An 18,512-nucleotide genomic window follows, 5' to 3' on the forward strand; every position below is an offset into this window, starting at 1 on the left:
CATAAATTAAAATGATAGCCTCATATTATTGTAATAAAAATCCATATAATTAATAAAGATATTACAGTATGCCTTCATTAAATACAATCGGTTGCAGAACGATCATAATAGAAAAATACAGGCTAATATCGCATAATGCCAAAAAAACCACAACACGATACGGTTGTGGTTTTTAAGTTCATTCTTCATTTTTTTCTTTCATTAAGCCTCGCCTAATGCAAGGACTTATTTCGCCGCTATTCCTACATGCAATCTTTTCAAAAAGTTGTTTAATTTTTCCGTACACAAGAGCATAGCAATCGCAAATATAATAATAAACCATGGGAAAATACTAATCGTTGTATTGGTTGCAAGCAATCCTAGAAAAGGGGGAACTAGCGTACTGCCCGTATAGGCAGCAGCCATCTGAAAACCCATAATAGACTGTGCGTTCTTTTTCCCGAATCGCGCAGGTGTTTCATGCAGCATACACGGAAATATCGGAGCTAATCCAAGCCCTACAATCATAAATCCGATAAGCGAGACGATAGATGGTAACGGCAGCACTAGCACTACTGTTCCAATTAATGCAATTAACTGGCCATACCTAATCAGCATGCGGCTGCTCATTTTAAATGTTATAAAGCCAGTAATCATTCGACCAACTGTAATTCCTACAAAGAACCAAGATACCCATTGTGCTGCTGTCGCAGCAGGCAAATCTTTAATATTTACAAGAAAGCTGCTTCCCCATAATCCCATGCTCGCTTCAATGCCGCAGTAAAATAAAAAGGTTAGCATCGCTAATTTGACCCCTTTTATTTGCCATGGCTTCTTATTTTCAGCGGCCTGCTCCAACTTCTGATCATGCAGTTCATGGTGAGCTTCAGCATTTATAACATGACTGCTTTTTGCAACTTTATCCCATAAAGGAAGAGAAACAAATAAAATGACGACTAAAATAAACTGAATCATTGCAACCGTGAGATAACCATCTCTCCAAAGGTTTTGACCTGAGATAGACGAAGCCATAATAATTGGACCTAGCGTAGCTCCTACTCCCCAAAAACAGTGCAGCCAGCTCATATGATGAGCTTTGTAATGGGTAGCCACATAGTTGTTTAATCCAGCATCTACACTGCCCGCGCCAATGCCTAACGGAATCGCAAAAATAATTAGCCATATAATTGAAGGAGACCATGCAAAACCAAGTAAAGCTCCTGCTGTCAGAATACAGCTCACAAGCGTTACCTTCCCAGTGCCAAAACGGTGCAGTACAGTACCACTTATCAAGCTCGAGATGATCGTGCTTGCTGCAATAACCATGGAAATGCTACCAGCCGTTCCTAATGAAGCATTCATATCCATTCTCATCACAGGCCATGCCGATCCGAGCAAGGAGTCCGGCAAACCTAAACTAATAAAAGCCAAATAAATAATAATTAAAAAGAACGTTGCCATCGTTATCTGATCTCCTTGGTGTTCGTCATCCATTTGTTTAAGAAGGTTCATACCGACTTATTAAAGATCTTTAATAAGTCATTATGATAATAGCAGGATTACGTCGTACTGACAAGAGAATAAATCAATGCTTGCCCTATTAGTTATTACATATATTACCTGATTCATTTTATCGTCCATTAACAAATGAGCTTTATACTAACTCTAATGCCTCGCATTGTAAAACATCTTTGGGAAAAAGAAAGGAATTGCATGCTATGGGAATTCATACGTACTTTCAATCGCTTAACGATCTTGAACGTATCATTCGTTGTCCAGGTAAATTTAAGTTTGAAGAGCACAGCGTATCCGCTCATTCTTGGAAGGTTGTTCAATACGCCAAAACATTAGCAGATATTGAAGAAACGAACGGCGTCACAATAAATTGGAAGAAGCTTTACGAAATTACGAGCAGCCATGATTATGGGGAAATATTTATTGGAGACATTAAAACACCAGTGAAACATTACTCCTTAGAACTGCGTGGCATGCTGCAAAAGGTTGAGGAAGGCATGATTGCTCTTTTTATCGAGGAAAATATTCCTGAGGAATTTAAGCCTATTTTCCGCAGACAACTGCGCGAGGGCAAGGATGAATCCGTCGAAGGCCTTATTCTTGAAGTAGCCGATAAGCTTGATCAAGTTTACGAGGCGCTTACGGAATTGCAAAGAGGCAACACCGAAAAGGAATTTGTCGTTATGTACCGTGAAGCGCTCGTCAAAATCAAAAAAATAAAACTGCATTGTGTAGATTATTTTTTAGAGCACATTTTACCAGACATCGTGAAAGAAAGCTCCAATTGTCCTGTCGATATTCAAGAGATTACAAAGGAAGCCTTAGAGCTGTAGCTGTAGCTTCAACTCCTGTTAAATCCCGTAATAAACCTCAGCAATGCATCACCTTTTATATGCCTGTAGTCAAAGCTTGCAAAATGGCAACACACCTCATTTACCACTAATCTTCCCTCCTTTTTTTAAATCAAACCCACTATCCCTTCTGTTTTTTAACTAAATGCCGCGAACTGTGGTTGTATAAAACCACAATTCGCCGTATTTCATTCCGTACTTTTTTAGCCTCAACGCGATGTTGCCTCTTTTACTTCGTTCCGTTTCATAAGTGTATTAATTGTAGCCTTAATCCCTATCTCGTATGGAGTAGCAGGGATCGGTCCGACAAGCCGCTTATATTTTTCACCGCTTAATACGAATGGTTCCTCCGTTAAATACAGCATCTCAACGACCTCTTTCATAACTGGGGAAAATAGACCGAGAAATGATAAGCCCATTTTGCCAAGCGGTATGACTGGTTTTGACGTACCTGCTGCCCTCTGGGCTATCTTTACAAAATCGCGGCCAGAGATGACGCCTGACGCTGGAATATGCCAGTTCTGCTCAAAAGCATCCTCCCTAAAGGCCAGCTCCACGATCATAATTGCCGCATCCGGCAAATAAACAAACTCACGGGCAACCTTCATCGTTCCAATAAATACGGAAGGTTTGCCAGCTGCAATTCCATCTAAAGTGGATCCCAAATAGGATGCTTGGTTAGCAGATGGGCCATAATAGTCAGGTAAACGAACAATCATTTTATGCGCCTTATTCCACCGTGGGCTAAACACCATTTGCTCGTACTGCAGTCGAACCTTTCCTTTTTTGGTATGCGGATTTTTAGGGTGATCCTCTGTTGCCTGATTAGTCGTTTTTCTTCCATAGGGATAAATGCCATCCACAACGACGATTTTTGCACCAAGCTGATTAGCCGCTTCCATAACTGCCTCTCCCATAGGGATCAGCATCGTATGCATGTCATTGTACGGCACATTCGCGCAGCTAAAAATAACCTCATGACCTTCGCAAGCTAATATCAGTTCCTTTGGATTAAGCACATCTCCAACTTTAAGCGATAAATGCTTAGGATTACCCAAATCCATCGCAAGCTGTTTCAGCTTTTGATGAGAACGCCCGAATGCTGTAGTCTCGATTCCTCTCTTTAGAAGCTCCTCAACAATGGGAGCACCAGTACCTCCGGTAGCACCTAATACAATAGCTTTTTTCATTATTATTCACTCCTCAAATTTGTGATTGATCAATCACTAACAAACTGGCGTGCGGACAATGCATTGACTTCAATAACAATTTAATTGTCTTGGCTAACTTCTAACACGTTCTGTATTTAGCTAGCCATGGCAGCCCCTAATATGCCAAGTAATTTAAATGTAATTTTATTGATGTAAGTTGTTTATTGATTGATCAATTACATCAATATATTAAAGAGCCAAAAATCAGCTCTAATACATTAACTCCGGCAAGGATAGCGCCATCGAGACATTACACAGCATGCCTCTAGCCAAAAATATAACCGTTTTATCTTTCGGATTCTCAAGACCAGCTTGCTGGAATGCGTTTAACACTAACTGCTGCACTACACGGTATCCATTTCGCATATCCTCGACAATCGCTTCGTCTTTTATCGTCTGAGCCTGCATTAACAGCAGCGTTTCATTCTGATACGATTTCATGACTTCTATATAAGCTTCAACAAGCTCCTTCTCGAGCTGATCAGGTCCCGCTGTCTCGATCACGCTGCCAAATGCATCTACGATACGTGTCCATGAAACCTCTAAAGCTTCCTTCAACAAAATTTCCTTCGTTGCAAAAAAACGAAAAACATACGGCTGTGAGATTTGAGCACGTTCAGCAACCTTTGCTGTTGTTGCGCGATAATATCCAATTTCAGCGAAAACTTCAATCGCAGCAGCAATAATTTCTGTACGGCGATTAACGGACGCTGCTGTATTTTTTTCCATCATATCTTCCACCTTTAAGAAATCACTTGTTAGTAATTGATCAATCACTAACTGAATTGATCATAACTTATCGCTTGAAGGAATGCAATAGTTTTTTAACCAGGCCGCATTTTAAACACATGAGTTCAATCAATTGAAATCGAAAAAACGAAGACAACAGCTGCATATCCACTGTTATCTTCGTTTTAGAATAACCCATTATTGCTGTACCTTATTCCACAGGCCACAGGCAACCCACATTAACTACAATCACTTACCAACTAACCATTCTGCAATTTCTTCAGTCTGGAGCAGGATCGCTATGGGGTCCCAGTACCATGACCGGTCGCTTCCCCATATGTATACCCTATCGTTCTTGACCGCATCAAGCGTATTCCAAATCGGATCAGCCTTGAGATCAGCAAGGGTATGCGAATCGGAAGTCAGTATTATATAGTCCCCCACATATTTCGGCAATACCTCATTGGATATCGATGCCCATCCCGGATCTTTCATCTCATCAACAACGGCAGCTGGCGGCTTGAAGCCAAATCCTCCGTAAACGGCTTGCCCACCCTTGCCAAAGTTTGCGCCTACCGCGGAAATGTTTTTATCCATTATTTCTAGAATGGAGAAGGTACTGTCAGCCGGAACGACCTGCAATACTTTTTGCTTGGCTTCGGCTATTCTTCGATCATAATCATTGAGCCACTTCTCTGCTTCCTGTTCCTTACCGAGCAGCTTGCCGAAATAGGTAATTTCCTCATGAACGGTTTTCAACGATGCATAAGGTATGATAACCGTAGGTGCGATTTTTGGCAGCTGTTCATTCATTTCAGCATAGGTATCATCCATAATTATAAGATCAGGTTCCATCTCCAAAATTTTCTCGATATTGCCATTCCCGTCTCCTATATCTTCAACGCCCTTTAAAGCATCACCGAAATATGGGTTTTTAATGTGATGGTTAGAAGTTCCGATAGGGACAACACCAAGCGCAATGAGGCTTCCTAAATATTCACCTGCTACGATTCGTTTCGGATGCGTAGGAACTTCTATGTCTCCAGCAATTGTAGAGATGGTTTTGGTCTGGGATTCCTCGGCAGAGGGCGACGCTGTCGCCGTTGATGGATTAGTCGTCTCCGCCGCATTTTCTACCCCACAGGCACTCAATAATAAAATAAAACTTAATAGCAATCCCGCCACCATGGACGGTTTGAATGGTTTAATCATTGGTATTTCTCCCTCTCCACTACGTTGATAATGATTATCATTTAAATCAGTATAGCCGAGGAGATGGGGGGAGACAATGGACGATCTCATGCTTATGGAAGGATAATCTTCTACCTTGTGCTTGGACGAGTACTTCAATTTATATTGTGTCGGTGACATGCCTTTATTTTTTTTGAACATTCTGCCTAAATAATAAGGGTCCTGATAACCAACACCGATAGCGATTTCTCTTAGCGTGGCATCGGTACTGAGCAGCAGCTCTGCTGCCTTATCGATGCGTACCTTGATCAAATAATCGATCGGACTGAGGCCTGTCCGGCTTTTGAAATAAGTAGACAAATGGGGAACGCTGTAATTCAAAGTTTCAGATAAAGATTCCAAAGTAATGGACTCTGCATAACGTTCATGAATAATCGAAATGATTTGAGCTGCCAAATCGCGTTTTTCCGGTCGCACACCCTGTACCTGCATTTGAGTTAATAAATCATATACAAATTGATGGAGCAAAGCTCTCACACGCAATCTCCCCAGCGGTTCTGCCCTTCCCCATTCCTTATGCATGTCTGTCATGCTGCGATATAATGCTACCGGAAAAGCAGGCACAAAGCCGTATTGGGCATGAAAAGGTTGGGCGCGCTCTACCAGATCGATCATTTCCTGCCGAACAGGCGATGGAATACGTGCTTTATAATAAATCACATAATATTCAAACCCCTCGGCACCAGCGCGAATATTCAAAACTGATCCTTTGCCAGTATGAAATATTTTAAATCGTTTAGCATAGTGATCCACACCATTCAGACAAACTTGCGCACTTCCTTGAATAGACATCACAAATATGCTGGCAGGTACGGAGTAGGCAGATAACGATTCTTCGGCTTTCATATTGATGCGACGGACATCAAAAATGGTGCAAAAAGCATGATTCCATAACACCAAATGATCATGCACTTCCATTTTTAGAAACCTGCTTTCTCTATACGCGCTTAATGGGGTACGATATGATTATATATTATAAATGATATGTATTCTCACTAGTAAAATAATTCTATGTAATCCGTCACGGGGTGTGGTTATGGAATGGCATGAGACCATCACAATATGGAGCCAAACGCCGGTTAAAGTGCTTGATATTCGGCATTTGGCAATGAAGACAGGTGAGGAATTGCAAGCTTACCGCCTTCCGGCCAATGCTTTTATCTTCACTAACCAAGGTGAGGCTAAAATAAGTCTTGATGGAATGGCTGTCGAATCCGCTAATTCCCAGCTGCTGCACGGCGGCAAAGGCGCTACGATGAATATCAGCTGTCTGAGCCGTCCTTTTGACTACTATCTTATTTTATATAAACCTATGCGCGGCTTATCTACTCAATCTACGCAAAGACAAGCTGAGCTGCATGCTCCATTTGGGCAGCAATATACATTTAAAGCGAAACACCCCTTATCTCTGCTTGCTCTGCTAGAGTCTATGCAGCAGCATTGGAAGCTGAGTGAAGAGCTGGACCGGCTGCAGGTGACAGGCCTCTTCTACCAATTTGTGCATGAGCAGTTCCGCCAGCTGCGTATCGCTGATACGGAAGCTGCCTCGCCTGATCTGGCTGTACAGATCGCTAATTATATTCATGCGCATTATCACGAAACGATCTCCATGGAGATGATCGCGAATCTATTTCATTACAGTACACACTACCTCTCCAGAGTGTTTAAACGAAAATATGGATGCAGCCCTATGGAGTATCTCGTTCAGACACGTATGAATCAAGCTAAGTTTTTACTAAATGAAACAGAGGTGACCATTCGTGATATCGCCTACAGTGTCGGATATGCAGATATGTATTATTTTAGCCGCCTTTTCAAAAAGCAAACTGGCGAGACACCAGCTCAGTTCAAAATGCATAACCTCGGTTTAAAAAGTTCAGTTCGCACAAATTTTATGCCCGAATCGTTCATTGCTCCCTCCCTGGAAGAAGGTTATATTGTTAACAGTGATAATCATTATCAACAAGATGCTTGGAGAGTGGATGAAATGAGTTTTGGTTTTAAGCCTTCTTTTGCTGTAACGCTATTGTTTAGCCTATCGTTGCTGCTTGCTGCTTGTGGTGGTTCAGATTCAAATGTGCAGCAGTCTACGGAAGGCAATAATAAGCAGCAAAGTGAAAGTACAGATACATTGCCGGCAGAGACTAGAGTTTATAAGGATGCATTAGGGCGAGAAGTGACTATCCCCGTTAAGCCGAGTAAGGCTGTCGTCATTACATACGGTGGTTATTTGCTGCCGCTAGGACTAGAGCCAGTTGGGGTCGATCAAGGTACACTTGAACAATATCCAGACACCATGACAGAGGCCGAAAGCATTGGTGATGGGCTTGGCAATGCAGAGGCTATATCTGCCCTGCAACCAGACATCATTATACTGCCAGACTATCATAGCGCTGAAATCTACGAAACTTATCAGAAAATAGCTCCGACAGTTGCCGTAGCATGGGGCGGCGATCCAGATGTCATCAATACGCTCCGAGCGATGGGCGATGTCATGAACCGAAAGCCAGAGGCTGAAGCATGGATTTCTAAATTCGAGGAGAAGCTTGAGCGTATCCGAGATGAGATCAATATTAATATTAAAGAAGGCACAACTGCCATCACGTTCATTCTTTATAAGGGCGAGGTTCTATTGGGAGGCAAAGGCGGTACTTTGGGCAAGCTGATCTATGAGGATTTAGGCTTCCAAATGCCAGAGCAATTTGAGAAATTTGCAGACGGCGGCGCTGCGTTGTCGATGGAATCTTTGGCTGATCGGCCTGCAGACTATTTCTTCACACAAATGAAGGATGATGAGCTGGAAGAGATGACAAAGCTATTTCAAGAGCCTCTCTATAAAGCCATTCCCGCAGTAAAAAATAATCGTGTCTTAAACATAACCCGTAATAAATGGAATTATGGTCCTGACCTCGTGGATGAAGCGGTAGATGCGTTAATCGCACAGGTAGAGCAGTCGCAGAAATAAGGTTGAACTATAACTAGCTTAATCTAAAAAAGCCAACAACCGCGCATGATTTGCGTCGGAGTTGGCTTTTTTTATTGGGTTAATTCAATTCAAACTTATAGGCTTGTCGGTATTTAAGCGGTGAATGGCCGGTAATATCTTTGAAAATGCGTCCAAAATGCGTCATGCTCTCAAAGCCGACCTTTTCAGCAATATCAGCTATTTTCAAAGTGCTCCCCGTTAAGAGCTGGCGCGCCTCCTTGATTCGAACATTGTTCAAGTACTCTGTGAAGGTGAAGCCTGTGTTCTCCCGAAACATTTTGCAAAAATATGAGGAGCTGATGAAAAACCTGCTGGATATGCCCTGAATCGTTTGGTTTTCATGATAATGCTGGTTCAAATAATCGACAATTTCAAAAATCTTTTTATTGATCGGATTGCTTCCGTCATGTTCAGCTGCAGGCAGCGTTGACGTCTTGCGGTAAAGAAAAATAAGCAGCTCGAACAGCAGTGTTTTTAAATAATATTCATAGCCGGGAGGCTGCTTAATAAATTCCGCAATCATTTTATCGAAAAGCTTCTCGATCATGCTTTGTTCTTGGCCGTTTAAGGGCATGAAATTTTTGCCGCTTGAAAAGCTGGATAGCACATGAAAGCTGTCATTGTAAGGAAACATATCCTCAAGGAATTCCTCCTGAAACAGCAGCGTAATCCGCTCAAATGATTCTTTGCTTGAATTGACCAGCTTATGAATCTCATTCACATTGATGATCAATAACGCGCCGCCAACCACCTGATAGCTTTTATCCTCGATAAAGTAGCTGATATCACCAGAGACGAGATAGAAGATTTCATAGCCATTATGATAATGACGCGATGGCATACTTGTGTCGGTTTTCCTCTCACGACTAATATCAAACTTCGCAGCTTCATAAAAATTCGACTCCACAAACATCACACCACCATGTAAAGTAATGAGTTTATATTCAAAGTAATATACGTAGAAAAATGATAAATTAGATAAGATATGTGCTTATAATTCATATTATCATATGCTATATTGGTTAGCAATAAGGCATAACAACAGTGGGTGATGCATAGTAGAACATGCTTTTAGAATGAAATTTCTATAATTCGAGTTAGTTTTATTAACATTTTGTAAAAGTGGGTTCAAAAAAACGAACGCGGGGGTTGTCATGAAAAATCTAATAACGAAAAATCGTTTAGTGATGAGTGCACTTCTTTTGTTTTCCCTTTCTACCACGTTGTCTGCTTGCGGCGGTGAAGCCGGGTCAAAAAATAACAGCAACGGAGGAGTAAAGAACAACGGCAAGGATAAGGTTGAGATCGTTTGGGTAATGGCAGCAGACCCGGACAAAAAGGCATGGCAGGACGCGATGGTTTCGACCTTCGAAGAAAGCCATCCGAATGTAAAAGTGCGGCTTGAGAATATCCCGTACGATCAATTCGATCAAAAGCTGACGACCTTGATTGCCAGCGGCAATGCACCGGATGTTTGGAATCCCAATCAGGCGGATAGCGGATTTGCTACTTATATGAAGATGGGCGCATTGAAGGACCTTACTCCTTATATTGAGAAAGGGGCTCCCGAGCTCGATACAATGGACCCTAACCTGCTCGATATTTATAAAATCAACGGTAAAAATTACGGCGTTCCGCTCGTAAGCAACGCTACTTATCTTTATTACAACAAGGACTTATTCGATGCTGCTGGCCTTTCTTACCCAACGACCGACTGGGATGATAAGTCTTGGAATTTCGATGCGATGCTCGAAACCGCACAAAAGTTGTCTCATGACGTAGGTGACGCTCGCAAGCAGGTTTTTGGTTTCTCCAGCGCATTAAGCGCAAATGCTATGACATGGCTATTCGGAGGAGATCTATTCAAGCCCGAAGCTTATACATCCGGCGTAATGGGTGAGCCTGATCTAATGAAGCCGATTAACGTCGAAGCACTGCAGTTCAATGTGGATTTGATCAATAAATACAAAGTAGCGCCGGACGCAGAGACAGTAGCCGCATCCGCGCAGCTGGGCGATCCTTTCCTTACCGGCAAAGTCGGAATGTACATTTCCGGCGGCTGGGGACTCGGCTCCTACAAGCAAGCGGATTTCAAATGGGGTGTTGCGGCTGTTCCCTATCATGAAGGACGCAAGGTTACCCTTTATGTTGATCCTTGGAGCATCTCGGCAACAAGCAAGCATCCCGACGAGGCATGGGAATTTGTCCGGCATTTAGCTAATCCAGCTGAAGGCGGCGGCGCCTACCGTTACATGAATGAAGTAGGAAGAACGCCGGCAGACGCGAGCTTATTCAAGCTTTGGTATGACAAAATGGGTGCAGAAATCGGCATGGACCCTGAGGCATTCAAGCAGGTTCACGAAGGCTCGATCAAGTATGGCCGGGAAGCTGAAAACCATTTGATCGTCAAATTCAATACGGTTCTAGAAACGATGAACCAATCGCTCTATCTGGTATGGGGAGGCAAAAAGAGCATAGCCGACGGTTTGAAAGTGTTGAATGATAACCTCCTATCGTTGAATTTGAACCAATAGCAGCCAGAGCTTTAAGTAAATTTCAGCCGAGCGGATGCCCTTCATTAGAAGGCGTCCGCCGGCCCAACGGAGGTAGCCCATGAGAAAGCTTTCGCTGGCCATGAAGCGCGAGGAACGGTCGTTTTGGTTTTTCATAGCCCCTTGGTTTATCGGTTTTATATGCTTCACCGGGGGACCGATTCTCGTCTCGCTGCTGCTCAGCTTCACTGATTACAATGTCATCTCGTCCCCGACATTTGCAGGAACAAGCAATTACAGCACGCTGTTCGGAGACCGGCTGTTTTACAAGTCATTGTCCGTGACTCTCTATTACAGCGTTATGGCCGTACCGTTTACGATACTGACATCTTTAATTGTTGCCGTTCTGCTTAATCAAAAAATCAAGGGGCAATCGCTCCTTCGCACACTGTATTACGCACCAAGCATCATATCTGGTGTAGCCGTCTCCTTTTTGTGGTCATGGCTGCTTAACCCGCAGTTCGGTGTCGTGAACTCTGTCCTTTATGATTGGTTCGGCATTCAAGGACCAGGTTGGTTTACAAGCCCGGGTACGGTCGTTCCATCCATGGTACTCATGCAATTGACGGCATCAGGCAGCACGATGGTGATCTTTCTTGCCGCGCTGCAATCGCTGCCGGCAGATCTGTTTGAAGCCGCATCTATGGAAGGGGCGAGCGGTTTCGCGAAGTTCCGTAAAATTACGATTCCGCTTATTTCACCTGTCATTTTATTCAATACCATTATTAGCATGATCGGATCGCTGCAAATCTTTACGGAAGCCTACGTTATCACGAAGGGAGGGCCGGACTGGAACTCCTATTTCTACGTGTATTATTTATTTGATACTGCATTCAAGCAGTTCCGGATGGGGTATGCCTCCGCTCAGGCATGGATATTATTCCTGCTTATTTTCGCGCTGACTCTCGTATCGCTGTGGGGCTCCAAAAAATTCGTCCACTATGAATATGACTCGAAGTAAAGGAGGTTCCTTTATTATGAAGCGAAAAAAATCGTACAATCACGGCGATCTGCGTCTGATGGACAAAACAATCATCTACATCCTTCTATACGGAGGCGTTCTATTATTCGCATTTCCGCTGTTTTGGATGCTCTCCACTTCGCTTAAGACCATCGGCGAAATTCATCGCGTTCCGATGACGTGGTTCCCAGCCCATTTGCAGTGGATCAACTTTAAGCAGATTTTCATCGATGCCCCTATGGCTCGTTTCCTATGGAACTCGGTATGGTACTCAGCCGTGACGGTAGGTGCAGTCGTATTCTCCTCGTCGATGGCCGCATTCGCTTTTGCAAGATTGCGGGCACGCGGAAGTATGCTTTTATTCGGGCTTGTCCTCAGTACGATGATGATTCCGTCCCAAGTCACCTTGATTCCGCAATATTTGCTGTTTACAAAGCTGCACTGGACAGGCACGTATCTGCCGCTTGTGATCCCAGCTTTTACAGCAAGCTCCTTTACCATTTTTCTAATGCGCCAATTTTATTTGGGCATTACCAAAGAATTGGATGAAGCCGTCAAAATCGACGGAGGAAGCCATTTCACGATGTATTTCCGCATCCTAATTCCCCTCTCCATGCCAGCCTTCGCAACTGCGGCTATTTTGGAGCTGATATCGAGATGGAATGATCTATTCGGACCGCTCATTTATTTGAACGATATGACGAAATACCCGATTTCACTCGGGCTCGCTAACTTTACAGCTGCATACGGAGCAACACCGTGGCATCTGTTGATGGCAGCTTCTCTGGTCGCGATTTTGCCGCTGCTGTTCATTTTCTTTTTTGCTCAAAAGTATTTCATTCAAGGAATCGTTGTATCCGGCTCTAAAGGCTAAATGTATCTAGTATTCATCACGCATTCATCGGAGGTACTACATGAAGTTTGACTATCATACGCATCACGAACGCTGCGGACACGCAGTAGGTTCGGTCAAGGAATATATCGAAGCAGCAATAACACAGGGATTAGATATTATCGGCATCTCGGATCATACGCCATTTTTCGCAATTGCTGAAGATCGTCCTTCCTTAACTGGCAGCATGGCAAAAAGCGAGTTTCCAACTTATATTAAAGAGGTCTTAGAGCTAAAGAAAGACTATGAAGAAAAAATAGAGGTGCTGCTCGGCATCGAAGCTGATTTTTTACCTGAACATCTGGATTTATACCGCTCGGTTATCGCTTCTTATCCTTTTGATTATGTTATTGGCTCTGTACATGAATTCGCCGGTATCGGCATATACGATTCAGAGTATTGGGAAGGCTTGACTGCAGCACGTAAATTGGAAGTGAAAAATTTATTTTATGATTATATCGCTCAGTCCGCTAAGTGTGGATTATATGATATTTTAGGTCATGTAGATTCATTGAACCGCTACTTCTACGGTTATCCAGAGCTCCGCACAGAAGCTGCCGACGTCACGTTGAAAGCAATCGCTGCTAGCGACGTCGTCATTGAAATCAATTCTTCCGACAACAATTGGGTGCCAGATGGCTATTTCCTAGAACGCGCGCTCCATTATGGGGTTAAGGTGACCTTCGGCTCCGATGCGCACCAGCCCGAACGTGTAGGCGAGCATTTCTCGGCCATCGGCAGCCATTTATATGAAATTGGGTATCGAGAATGGGCCATATTCCGCAAACGCGAACGGTTGATGGTTCCAATTAGTCGGTGATCGCCTTGGATAACCCGTGGGTTATTGACCATGCCACCATCCTAATCCGGTTGTCTCTGGCCGTATTTCTTGGCGGTCTCATCGGCTTCGAACGGGAGCAGCAAAATCATCCGGCTGGGCTTCGCACGCATATTCTGGTCTGTCTCGGCTCTTCGATGATCATGCTGCTGTCGATTTACGGCTTTGCTGAGTTTGCGGGAGAGCCCAACGTACGGATTGACCCGGCGCGGTTAGCAACGGCTGTCATTACCGGCGTCGGCTTTCTCGGAGCCGGCACGATTCTATTCACAGGCAAGTCTATTACAGGGCTGACAACAGCCGCTTCCTTATGGGTCGTCGCAGCCATTGGGCTGCAGATCGGTGCGGGCTTTTATTTTAGCGCAGCGGCAGGAACGATTCTTGTGTTCATCACATTATGGGTTTTCAATAAAGTGGAGCACCGCTTTCTGAAAAGCAAGAAGGTTAGAAAGTTAACCATCCAGGCGGAGACAGAAGAGGAGCTGCTGGACATCGTCACCCAGAGGCTTGCCAGCCGCTCGATTATGACGCAAAAAATGATGCTGCAGCGGATACGTCCATCGCTTGATATGCCGCTATGCTGGGAAGTAAAGCTTGATATCGTCGTTCCAAGAACCATGGAGCCGAAGGAAATCGTAGCCGAAATGAAACAAATCGGCGGAGTCGTTGCTGTCAGTTTTGAATAGAATAAGTAGCCAAACACCCCCGGCGTTTATCGCCGGGGGTGTTTGTTCATATATGCACTGAAATGATGCGCTTACTAGTATATCAACTCTTTTAATTAGAGGGGCGTCACCCCTCCTCATCGTGCAATCTACAAGCCTAACTTTTGCCCCTTCTCCAGCCGCAAAATTCTGCTCTCTCCCTCATTCGCCAGTTCTCTAAACTGACTAATGGTTTCACGCATGCGAGGAAGCGCCTCCTGCTTATAGGTGCTAATTGAATCTAGCGCCGATAGCACATCAACAAAAGCCTGTTTCATCGTGTCGACTGAAATATTCGTTTCAAGTGATTGCTTATGGATCGCTGCACCCTGATCTTTCAGCATTTTTGAAGTACCGCTGATGAGAGTGTCCGTGGTTTGATTGAGAAGCTCAATCTTTTTTAATACAATCCTTTGATTGTAGAGTGCGCTGGCCACTGTGACTGAAATTTTCAGGGCAGAAACGGTAACATTCCTCGCTCTGTCTACCCCTCTCATAAGCTCCTTATTATTTCTCATCACAACTTCAATTGCCATAATCCCCTGTTGATTAACGACCATCATTTGCTGCAAATCCATGAGTCGCTGGCGCAAAGGAAACAAAACTTCCTCTGTGATGAACAGGATTTTGTCTTCAGATTCTTGACGCAGTTTAGCTGCTTCGATCTGCGATTCAATTTCCGAATCCATTAAAACACCCAGTTGGATTTCCTTTTGAAGCTTTTTAGTGAGCTCCCTGAGAGCATGCTGCTCAATTTCCAAGGTTGTATTATCATTTTTCAATACCGTTTTTCCCTTATCCAAAGATATTATGATGTCCGAAATGACAGCATCTGCTTTCTGGTACTTTACAAAATAGCGCCGTAAAGGGTTAAACAACATGCCTAAAACGCCGCTTTTCGCAAAATCTATGACGCTGGGATCTAGATCTTTTAACTGAAGATGCAGCTCCGCCAACCCCTTGGCTACCTGCCCGCCTTCATCCCCTGTTTTGGATAAGTTCCCTACGGAAACCTGCAAAAGAGCATTTTTCTCCGAGGATGACCGCATGGAGCTCATCCCGAAGCTATCGATGGATTGCAAGACCGCCTTCCGTTTCTCCAATGACTCGATATCCAATGCCAAAATCGTAGAAACATTATTTAAAGCCAGCTCCTTCAGCTGCGTTAATTCCTCTGGCTCGGGCTTAACCTGCTCCTCCATTGCTGATTTCAGTTTTTCCTCACTAATTACTTCCATAGAAAATGACATTGAAGCCCCTCCTCATTGATAATCCTTACATTTGAACGTTGAGCAAATTGCTGATTTTATAAACAACATCTTCTGTATCTGCGTTAATGCTGGCCGCCTCATTGATGCTCGAAATACTTTGAAGCGCCTTGATGTTTGCATTGTAGCCTATCGTGTAGATCGGAATTTTGTACGTCTCAATCAGTCCTCTAATATCCTTAAGCGAATGCCCTTCATTCGTTTCCCCGTCGCTGAGCACAAAGATTAGCGGTTTCACATCTGGATTTAAGGCCATCTCATCCTGAAGCATTTTCATTGCCACCACAATACCGTCAAAAGTAGCTGTTCCTCCACTGGCTTGAAGGCTGTCTATGGCCCCAACGAACATCGACTGCTGATTCGTGTCATACTTCCCTATAGGAAGATTAATGGCCACATCACTGGAGTAAGAAACGAATCCAATACTGTTGTCCCGTCCCAAAAACTTTTGTCCTTTCAGCAGAGATTCCTTCAATCGGTTTAAGGGTTCACCGCCCATGCTCCCTGATACATCTGCTACAAACACAGCCGCAATCGGTTTACTCCCGTTCTTCTTTTCCTTCCACAGCTTCTGCGCAGCAGACAAAATACTGCCATCCACCGCTTCAAGCTCAGACTTATAGTCATTCAGGCCATTAAAACCCTTTTGCTCCGCTAATTTCTGATATTTCTCTTGTTCCACAAAATCGGCAAACTTCTGAATAATGTCGAGCTTATCCTTTGGCAAATCACCTAAAGCATAAAGCGGGCTGTCATGCCTGACACCGAAAGGGGTGAACACATAACCCGCTTTGAAATCTGTTGCGTTCACAAAGGTTTGATACTCAAGAACAAAAGCATCAAGCATACCCGTCTTGGCAGCCTCACGCATTTGCAACGTGGTAGAAGCAATAAACGGTACATTGGCCTGGAACTTCTCAAAACCTTGAACCGCTTTCTCCCCAAGCAGATTGGAGCTGTCAAAGGTTCCGAGGGCAGTCACCAGAAAGTTTAGCCCTGTAGAACTGGCAAATGGATCTGTATACCCCATAGCCAGCTCATTATCCGCGATAGCGTCGGTTACTGTTTTTAAATTTAGAGAACCGTATTTATCGACAAGCTCATCATATTTCGCCTTCGTTGCTACAATGCCAGTAACATTGCCAACAAGACGCTTAGAGATCAGCTCAGCTTGGATGCCATCCGCTTTCACCATTTCTCCCCACAGCTCGTTGGAAGGAGTAAAAGCATCCGGTATATATTTGCCTGATCTGATATAATCGGTAGCAGTTCCCGAAGCAATATTACGGATCATGACCGAAACCGGCTTTCCATTTACCGTCGTATTGGATTTATTGAATTCCTCAGCCACCTCGTTTAACCAGCCATCAACACCCGTTCCTGATTTCTCTGTGGAAGAGAAAATCTCTACAAAGCTGTCGGTTGTATTCGTTACTGAAACCGAAAACTTCGAAATATCAGGTAAGGAATCCCCGATTGACGCGGGATCGAGATCGATTTGACCCTTGATTGGCTCTATCGTTTTCACAGACACATCTTTATATAATTTATCAAGCTTTTTCGCTGCATCTTCCGTCGTGATCTGCGTCTTTGTTTTACCTAAATTTGAAGTTAAGCTTATGCCCAAATAAACAAGCAAAAAAACAGACACTGCAATAGCTCCTATCACTACAAAAGCTTTCCCCTTACCTGCCATATCCGTCTCCCTCTCCATGCTTATATAATTTTGTCTGCTTGATTAATATATCGATTTCCTTCATGCATGACATTTCCTCAACATCTCTATAGTCGGTACTGTTTAACAGCGATATTTCCAATAATAATTTATCTAGCTTAAGCAAAATTTCCTCATTCGCACGAAGATAACCCGTCACGTAGGATAAGTACTCCTTGTATAAATTTGTTTTTTCCTGTACTAGCTTGTTAGATAGCCCCGCGGGTTGTTGTTGGCCTGTAAAGTTGGAGTATCCTGAGGCATTGAATACACTAAGCTTATTGAGAATACCTCTAATATTAAGATAGAACAGCTTCTCAACCTCATAAATAACCGAATCGAACTTCTTATAGCTTAATTCCGTCTGATCAAATCGCTGACTAAGAACCTCGGTCAAGGCGGTCTTCTTCTTATCTATGCGTTCCAGCTGATCCAAAGCAAGAGCCATATCATTTTTAAGATCTTTTGCATGTCGATACGGTTGAAGCGCTGCGATATAATCCTCACGCGTTGAAATGTTTTTTACGGGCAGCGCAACTGGCGGTTTAAAAAGCAAACTATAACTCCCATATAACATAACAAGCAGGCTCACAACCAATAACGTTACGCCTGAAGCCGTTTCAAGTACACTTTCACCTCCTATTTCCACACCTAGAAGCCCAGGTGACAACACGACAATATTCAGGATCGCAACTCCGCCAATAAGCCCAAACAGCTTCACAAATCTCCCGTTATCCAACGTTCACACTTCCCCCTGCTATTACAGTAACTTACTCCAATTCAACTTTTTAAGAAGCATCGTTATCAACACAGCTACATCGTTAAAATATAGATATTAAACTCCTTATGCTTAATTTTATCAGAGAATAACCGAACAAGCTCCTAAATCTTACTAATTTATCCGTTTGAATTTATAAATGGAAAAAAGAGACGCCTGAGGGTCTCTTTTTTATTGGATTTATAAGTAGGGGAAGGCAATGATTTGCTGCCTAGAGGCATTAGAAAGCTGAAGCTGTAATGCCGTCTGTTTAAGTACCTTACGTGGACTTACGAGGGGTATA

15 protein-coding genes are annotated in these 18,512 nt (G+C 43.5%); 7 read left to right on the plus strand and 8 right to left on the minus strand.

The genetic code is table 11. The features are described 5' to 3' along the window. Positions 1-225: 225 nt before the first annotated feature. Complete coding sequence (locus BK120_RS27445; protein ID WP_076270698.1) at positions 226-1,440, minus strand: MFS transporter; 1,215 nt, start codon at positions 1,438-1,440, stop codon at positions 226-228. 257 nt (positions 1,441-1,697) lie between these two features. Here BK120_RS27445 and BK120_RS27450 point away from each other — a divergent pair, with 257 nt between their 5' ends. Beyond that, the gene (locus tag BK120_RS27450; protein WP_076270699.1) at positions 1,698-2,327 is read left to right on the plus strand and encodes a YfbR-like 5'-deoxynucleotidase; all 630 of its coding nucleotides are present in this window, start codon (positions 1,698-1,700) and stop codon (positions 2,325-2,327) included. Between the two features lie 227 nt (positions 2,328-2,554). Here the strand turns inward: BK120_RS27450 and BK120_RS27455 are convergent, their stop codons facing one another. The 3 genes from BK120_RS27455 to BK120_RS27465 form a co-directional block, all read right to left on the minus strand. After that, complete coding sequence (locus BK120_RS27455; RefSeq protein ID WP_083682537.1) at positions 2,555-3,535, minus strand: NAD(P)H-binding protein; 981 nt, start codon at positions 3,533-3,535, stop codon at positions 2,555-2,557. 231 nt (positions 3,536-3,766) lie between these two features. Next, the gene (locus BK120_RS27460) at positions 3,767-4,285 is read right to left on the minus strand and encodes a TetR/AcrR family transcriptional regulator (protein WP_076270701.1); all 519 of its coding nucleotides are present in this window, start codon (positions 4,283-4,285) and stop codon (positions 3,767-3,769) included. Positions 4,286-4,534: 249 nt separating this feature from the next. Beyond that, positions 4,535-6,454, minus strand: a complete 1,920-nt coding sequence (locus tag BK120_RS27465) for an AraC family transcriptional regulator (RefSeq protein ID WP_076270702.1) — start codon at positions 6,452-6,454, stop codon at positions 4,535-4,537. Positions 6,455-6,572: 118 nt separating this feature from the next. On the opposite strand from BK120_RS27465, the gene BK120_RS27470 reads away from it, so the two are divergent. Further along, positions 6,573-8,501: an ABC transporter substrate-binding protein gene (locus BK120_RS27470; protein WP_076270703.1), complete on the plus strand. Its 1,929-nt coding sequence runs from the start codon at positions 6,573-6,575 to the stop codon at positions 8,499-8,501. 79 nt (positions 8,502-8,580) lie between these two features. Here BK120_RS27470 and BK120_RS27475 read toward each other — a convergent pair whose 3' ends face one another. Further along, a complete protein-coding gene (locus BK120_RS27475; RefSeq protein WP_076270768.1) occupies positions 8,581-9,429 on the minus strand; it encodes a helix-turn-helix transcriptional regulator in 849 nt (282 codons plus the stop codon). 247 nt (positions 9,430-9,676) lie between these two features. Between BK120_RS27475 and BK120_RS27480 the strand changes: the two genes are divergently transcribed. From BK120_RS27480 to BK120_RS27500, 5 genes are all read left to right on the plus strand, one after another. Then, positions 9,677-11,056 carry an ABC transporter substrate-binding protein gene (locus BK120_RS27480; RefSeq protein WP_076270704.1) on the plus strand — a complete coding sequence of 460 codons (1,380 nt, stop codon included), beginning with the start codon at positions 9,677-9,679 and terminating at the stop codon, positions 11,054-11,056. A gap of 79 nt (positions 11,057-11,135) precedes the next feature. Continuing rightward, positions 11,136-12,035, plus strand: coding sequence for a carbohydrate ABC transporter permease (locus tag BK120_RS27485; RefSeq protein ID WP_076270705.1), 900 nt, complete (start codon positions 11,136-11,138; stop codon positions 12,033-12,035). 16 nt (positions 12,036-12,051) lie between these two features. Beyond that, positions 12,052-12,909, plus strand: coding sequence for a carbohydrate ABC transporter permease (locus BK120_RS27490; protein ID WP_076270706.1), 858 nt, complete (start codon positions 12,052-12,054; stop codon positions 12,907-12,909). 40 nt (positions 12,910-12,949) lie between these two features. Beyond that, complete coding sequence (locus BK120_RS27495) at positions 12,950-13,747, plus strand: histidinol-phosphatase (protein ID WP_076270707.1); 798 nt, start codon at positions 12,950-12,952, stop codon at positions 13,745-13,747. Between the two features lie 5 nt (positions 13,748-13,752). Then, a complete protein-coding gene (locus BK120_RS27500) occupies positions 13,753-14,451 on the plus strand; it encodes an MgtC/SapB family protein (protein WP_076270708.1) in 699 nt (232 codons plus the stop codon). Between the two features lie 128 nt (positions 14,452-14,579). Here BK120_RS27500 and BK120_RS27505 read toward each other — a convergent pair whose 3' ends face one another. From BK120_RS27505 to BK120_RS27515, 3 genes are read right to left on the minus strand one after another with little or no spacing between them, the layout of a single operon-like run. Beyond that, entirely contained in the window at positions 14,580-15,719 is a 1,140-nt protein-coding gene (locus BK120_RS27505) for a toxic anion resistance protein (RefSeq protein WP_076270709.1), read from the minus strand. A gap of 25 nt (positions 15,720-15,744) precedes the next feature. Beyond that, complete coding sequence (locus BK120_RS27510; protein ID WP_076270710.1) at positions 15,745-17,433, minus strand: vWA domain-containing protein; 1,689 nt, start codon at positions 17,431-17,433, stop codon at positions 15,745-15,747. Continuing rightward, positions 17,423-18,190 (minus strand): hypothetical protein, encoded by a 768-nt coding sequence (locus BK120_RS27515; protein WP_076270711.1) that lies wholly within the window; start codon positions 18,188-18,190, stop codon positions 17,423-17,425. The genes BK120_RS27510 and BK120_RS27515 overlap by 11 nt, the downstream gene beginning before the upstream one ends. Positions 18,191-18,512: the final 322 nt, after the last annotated feature.

The organism is Paenibacillus sp. FSL A5-0031, assembly GCF_001956295.1.
In the GTDB taxonomy this organism is placed as follows: Bacteria; Bacillota; Bacilli; order Paenibacillales; family Paenibacillaceae; genus Pristimantibacillus.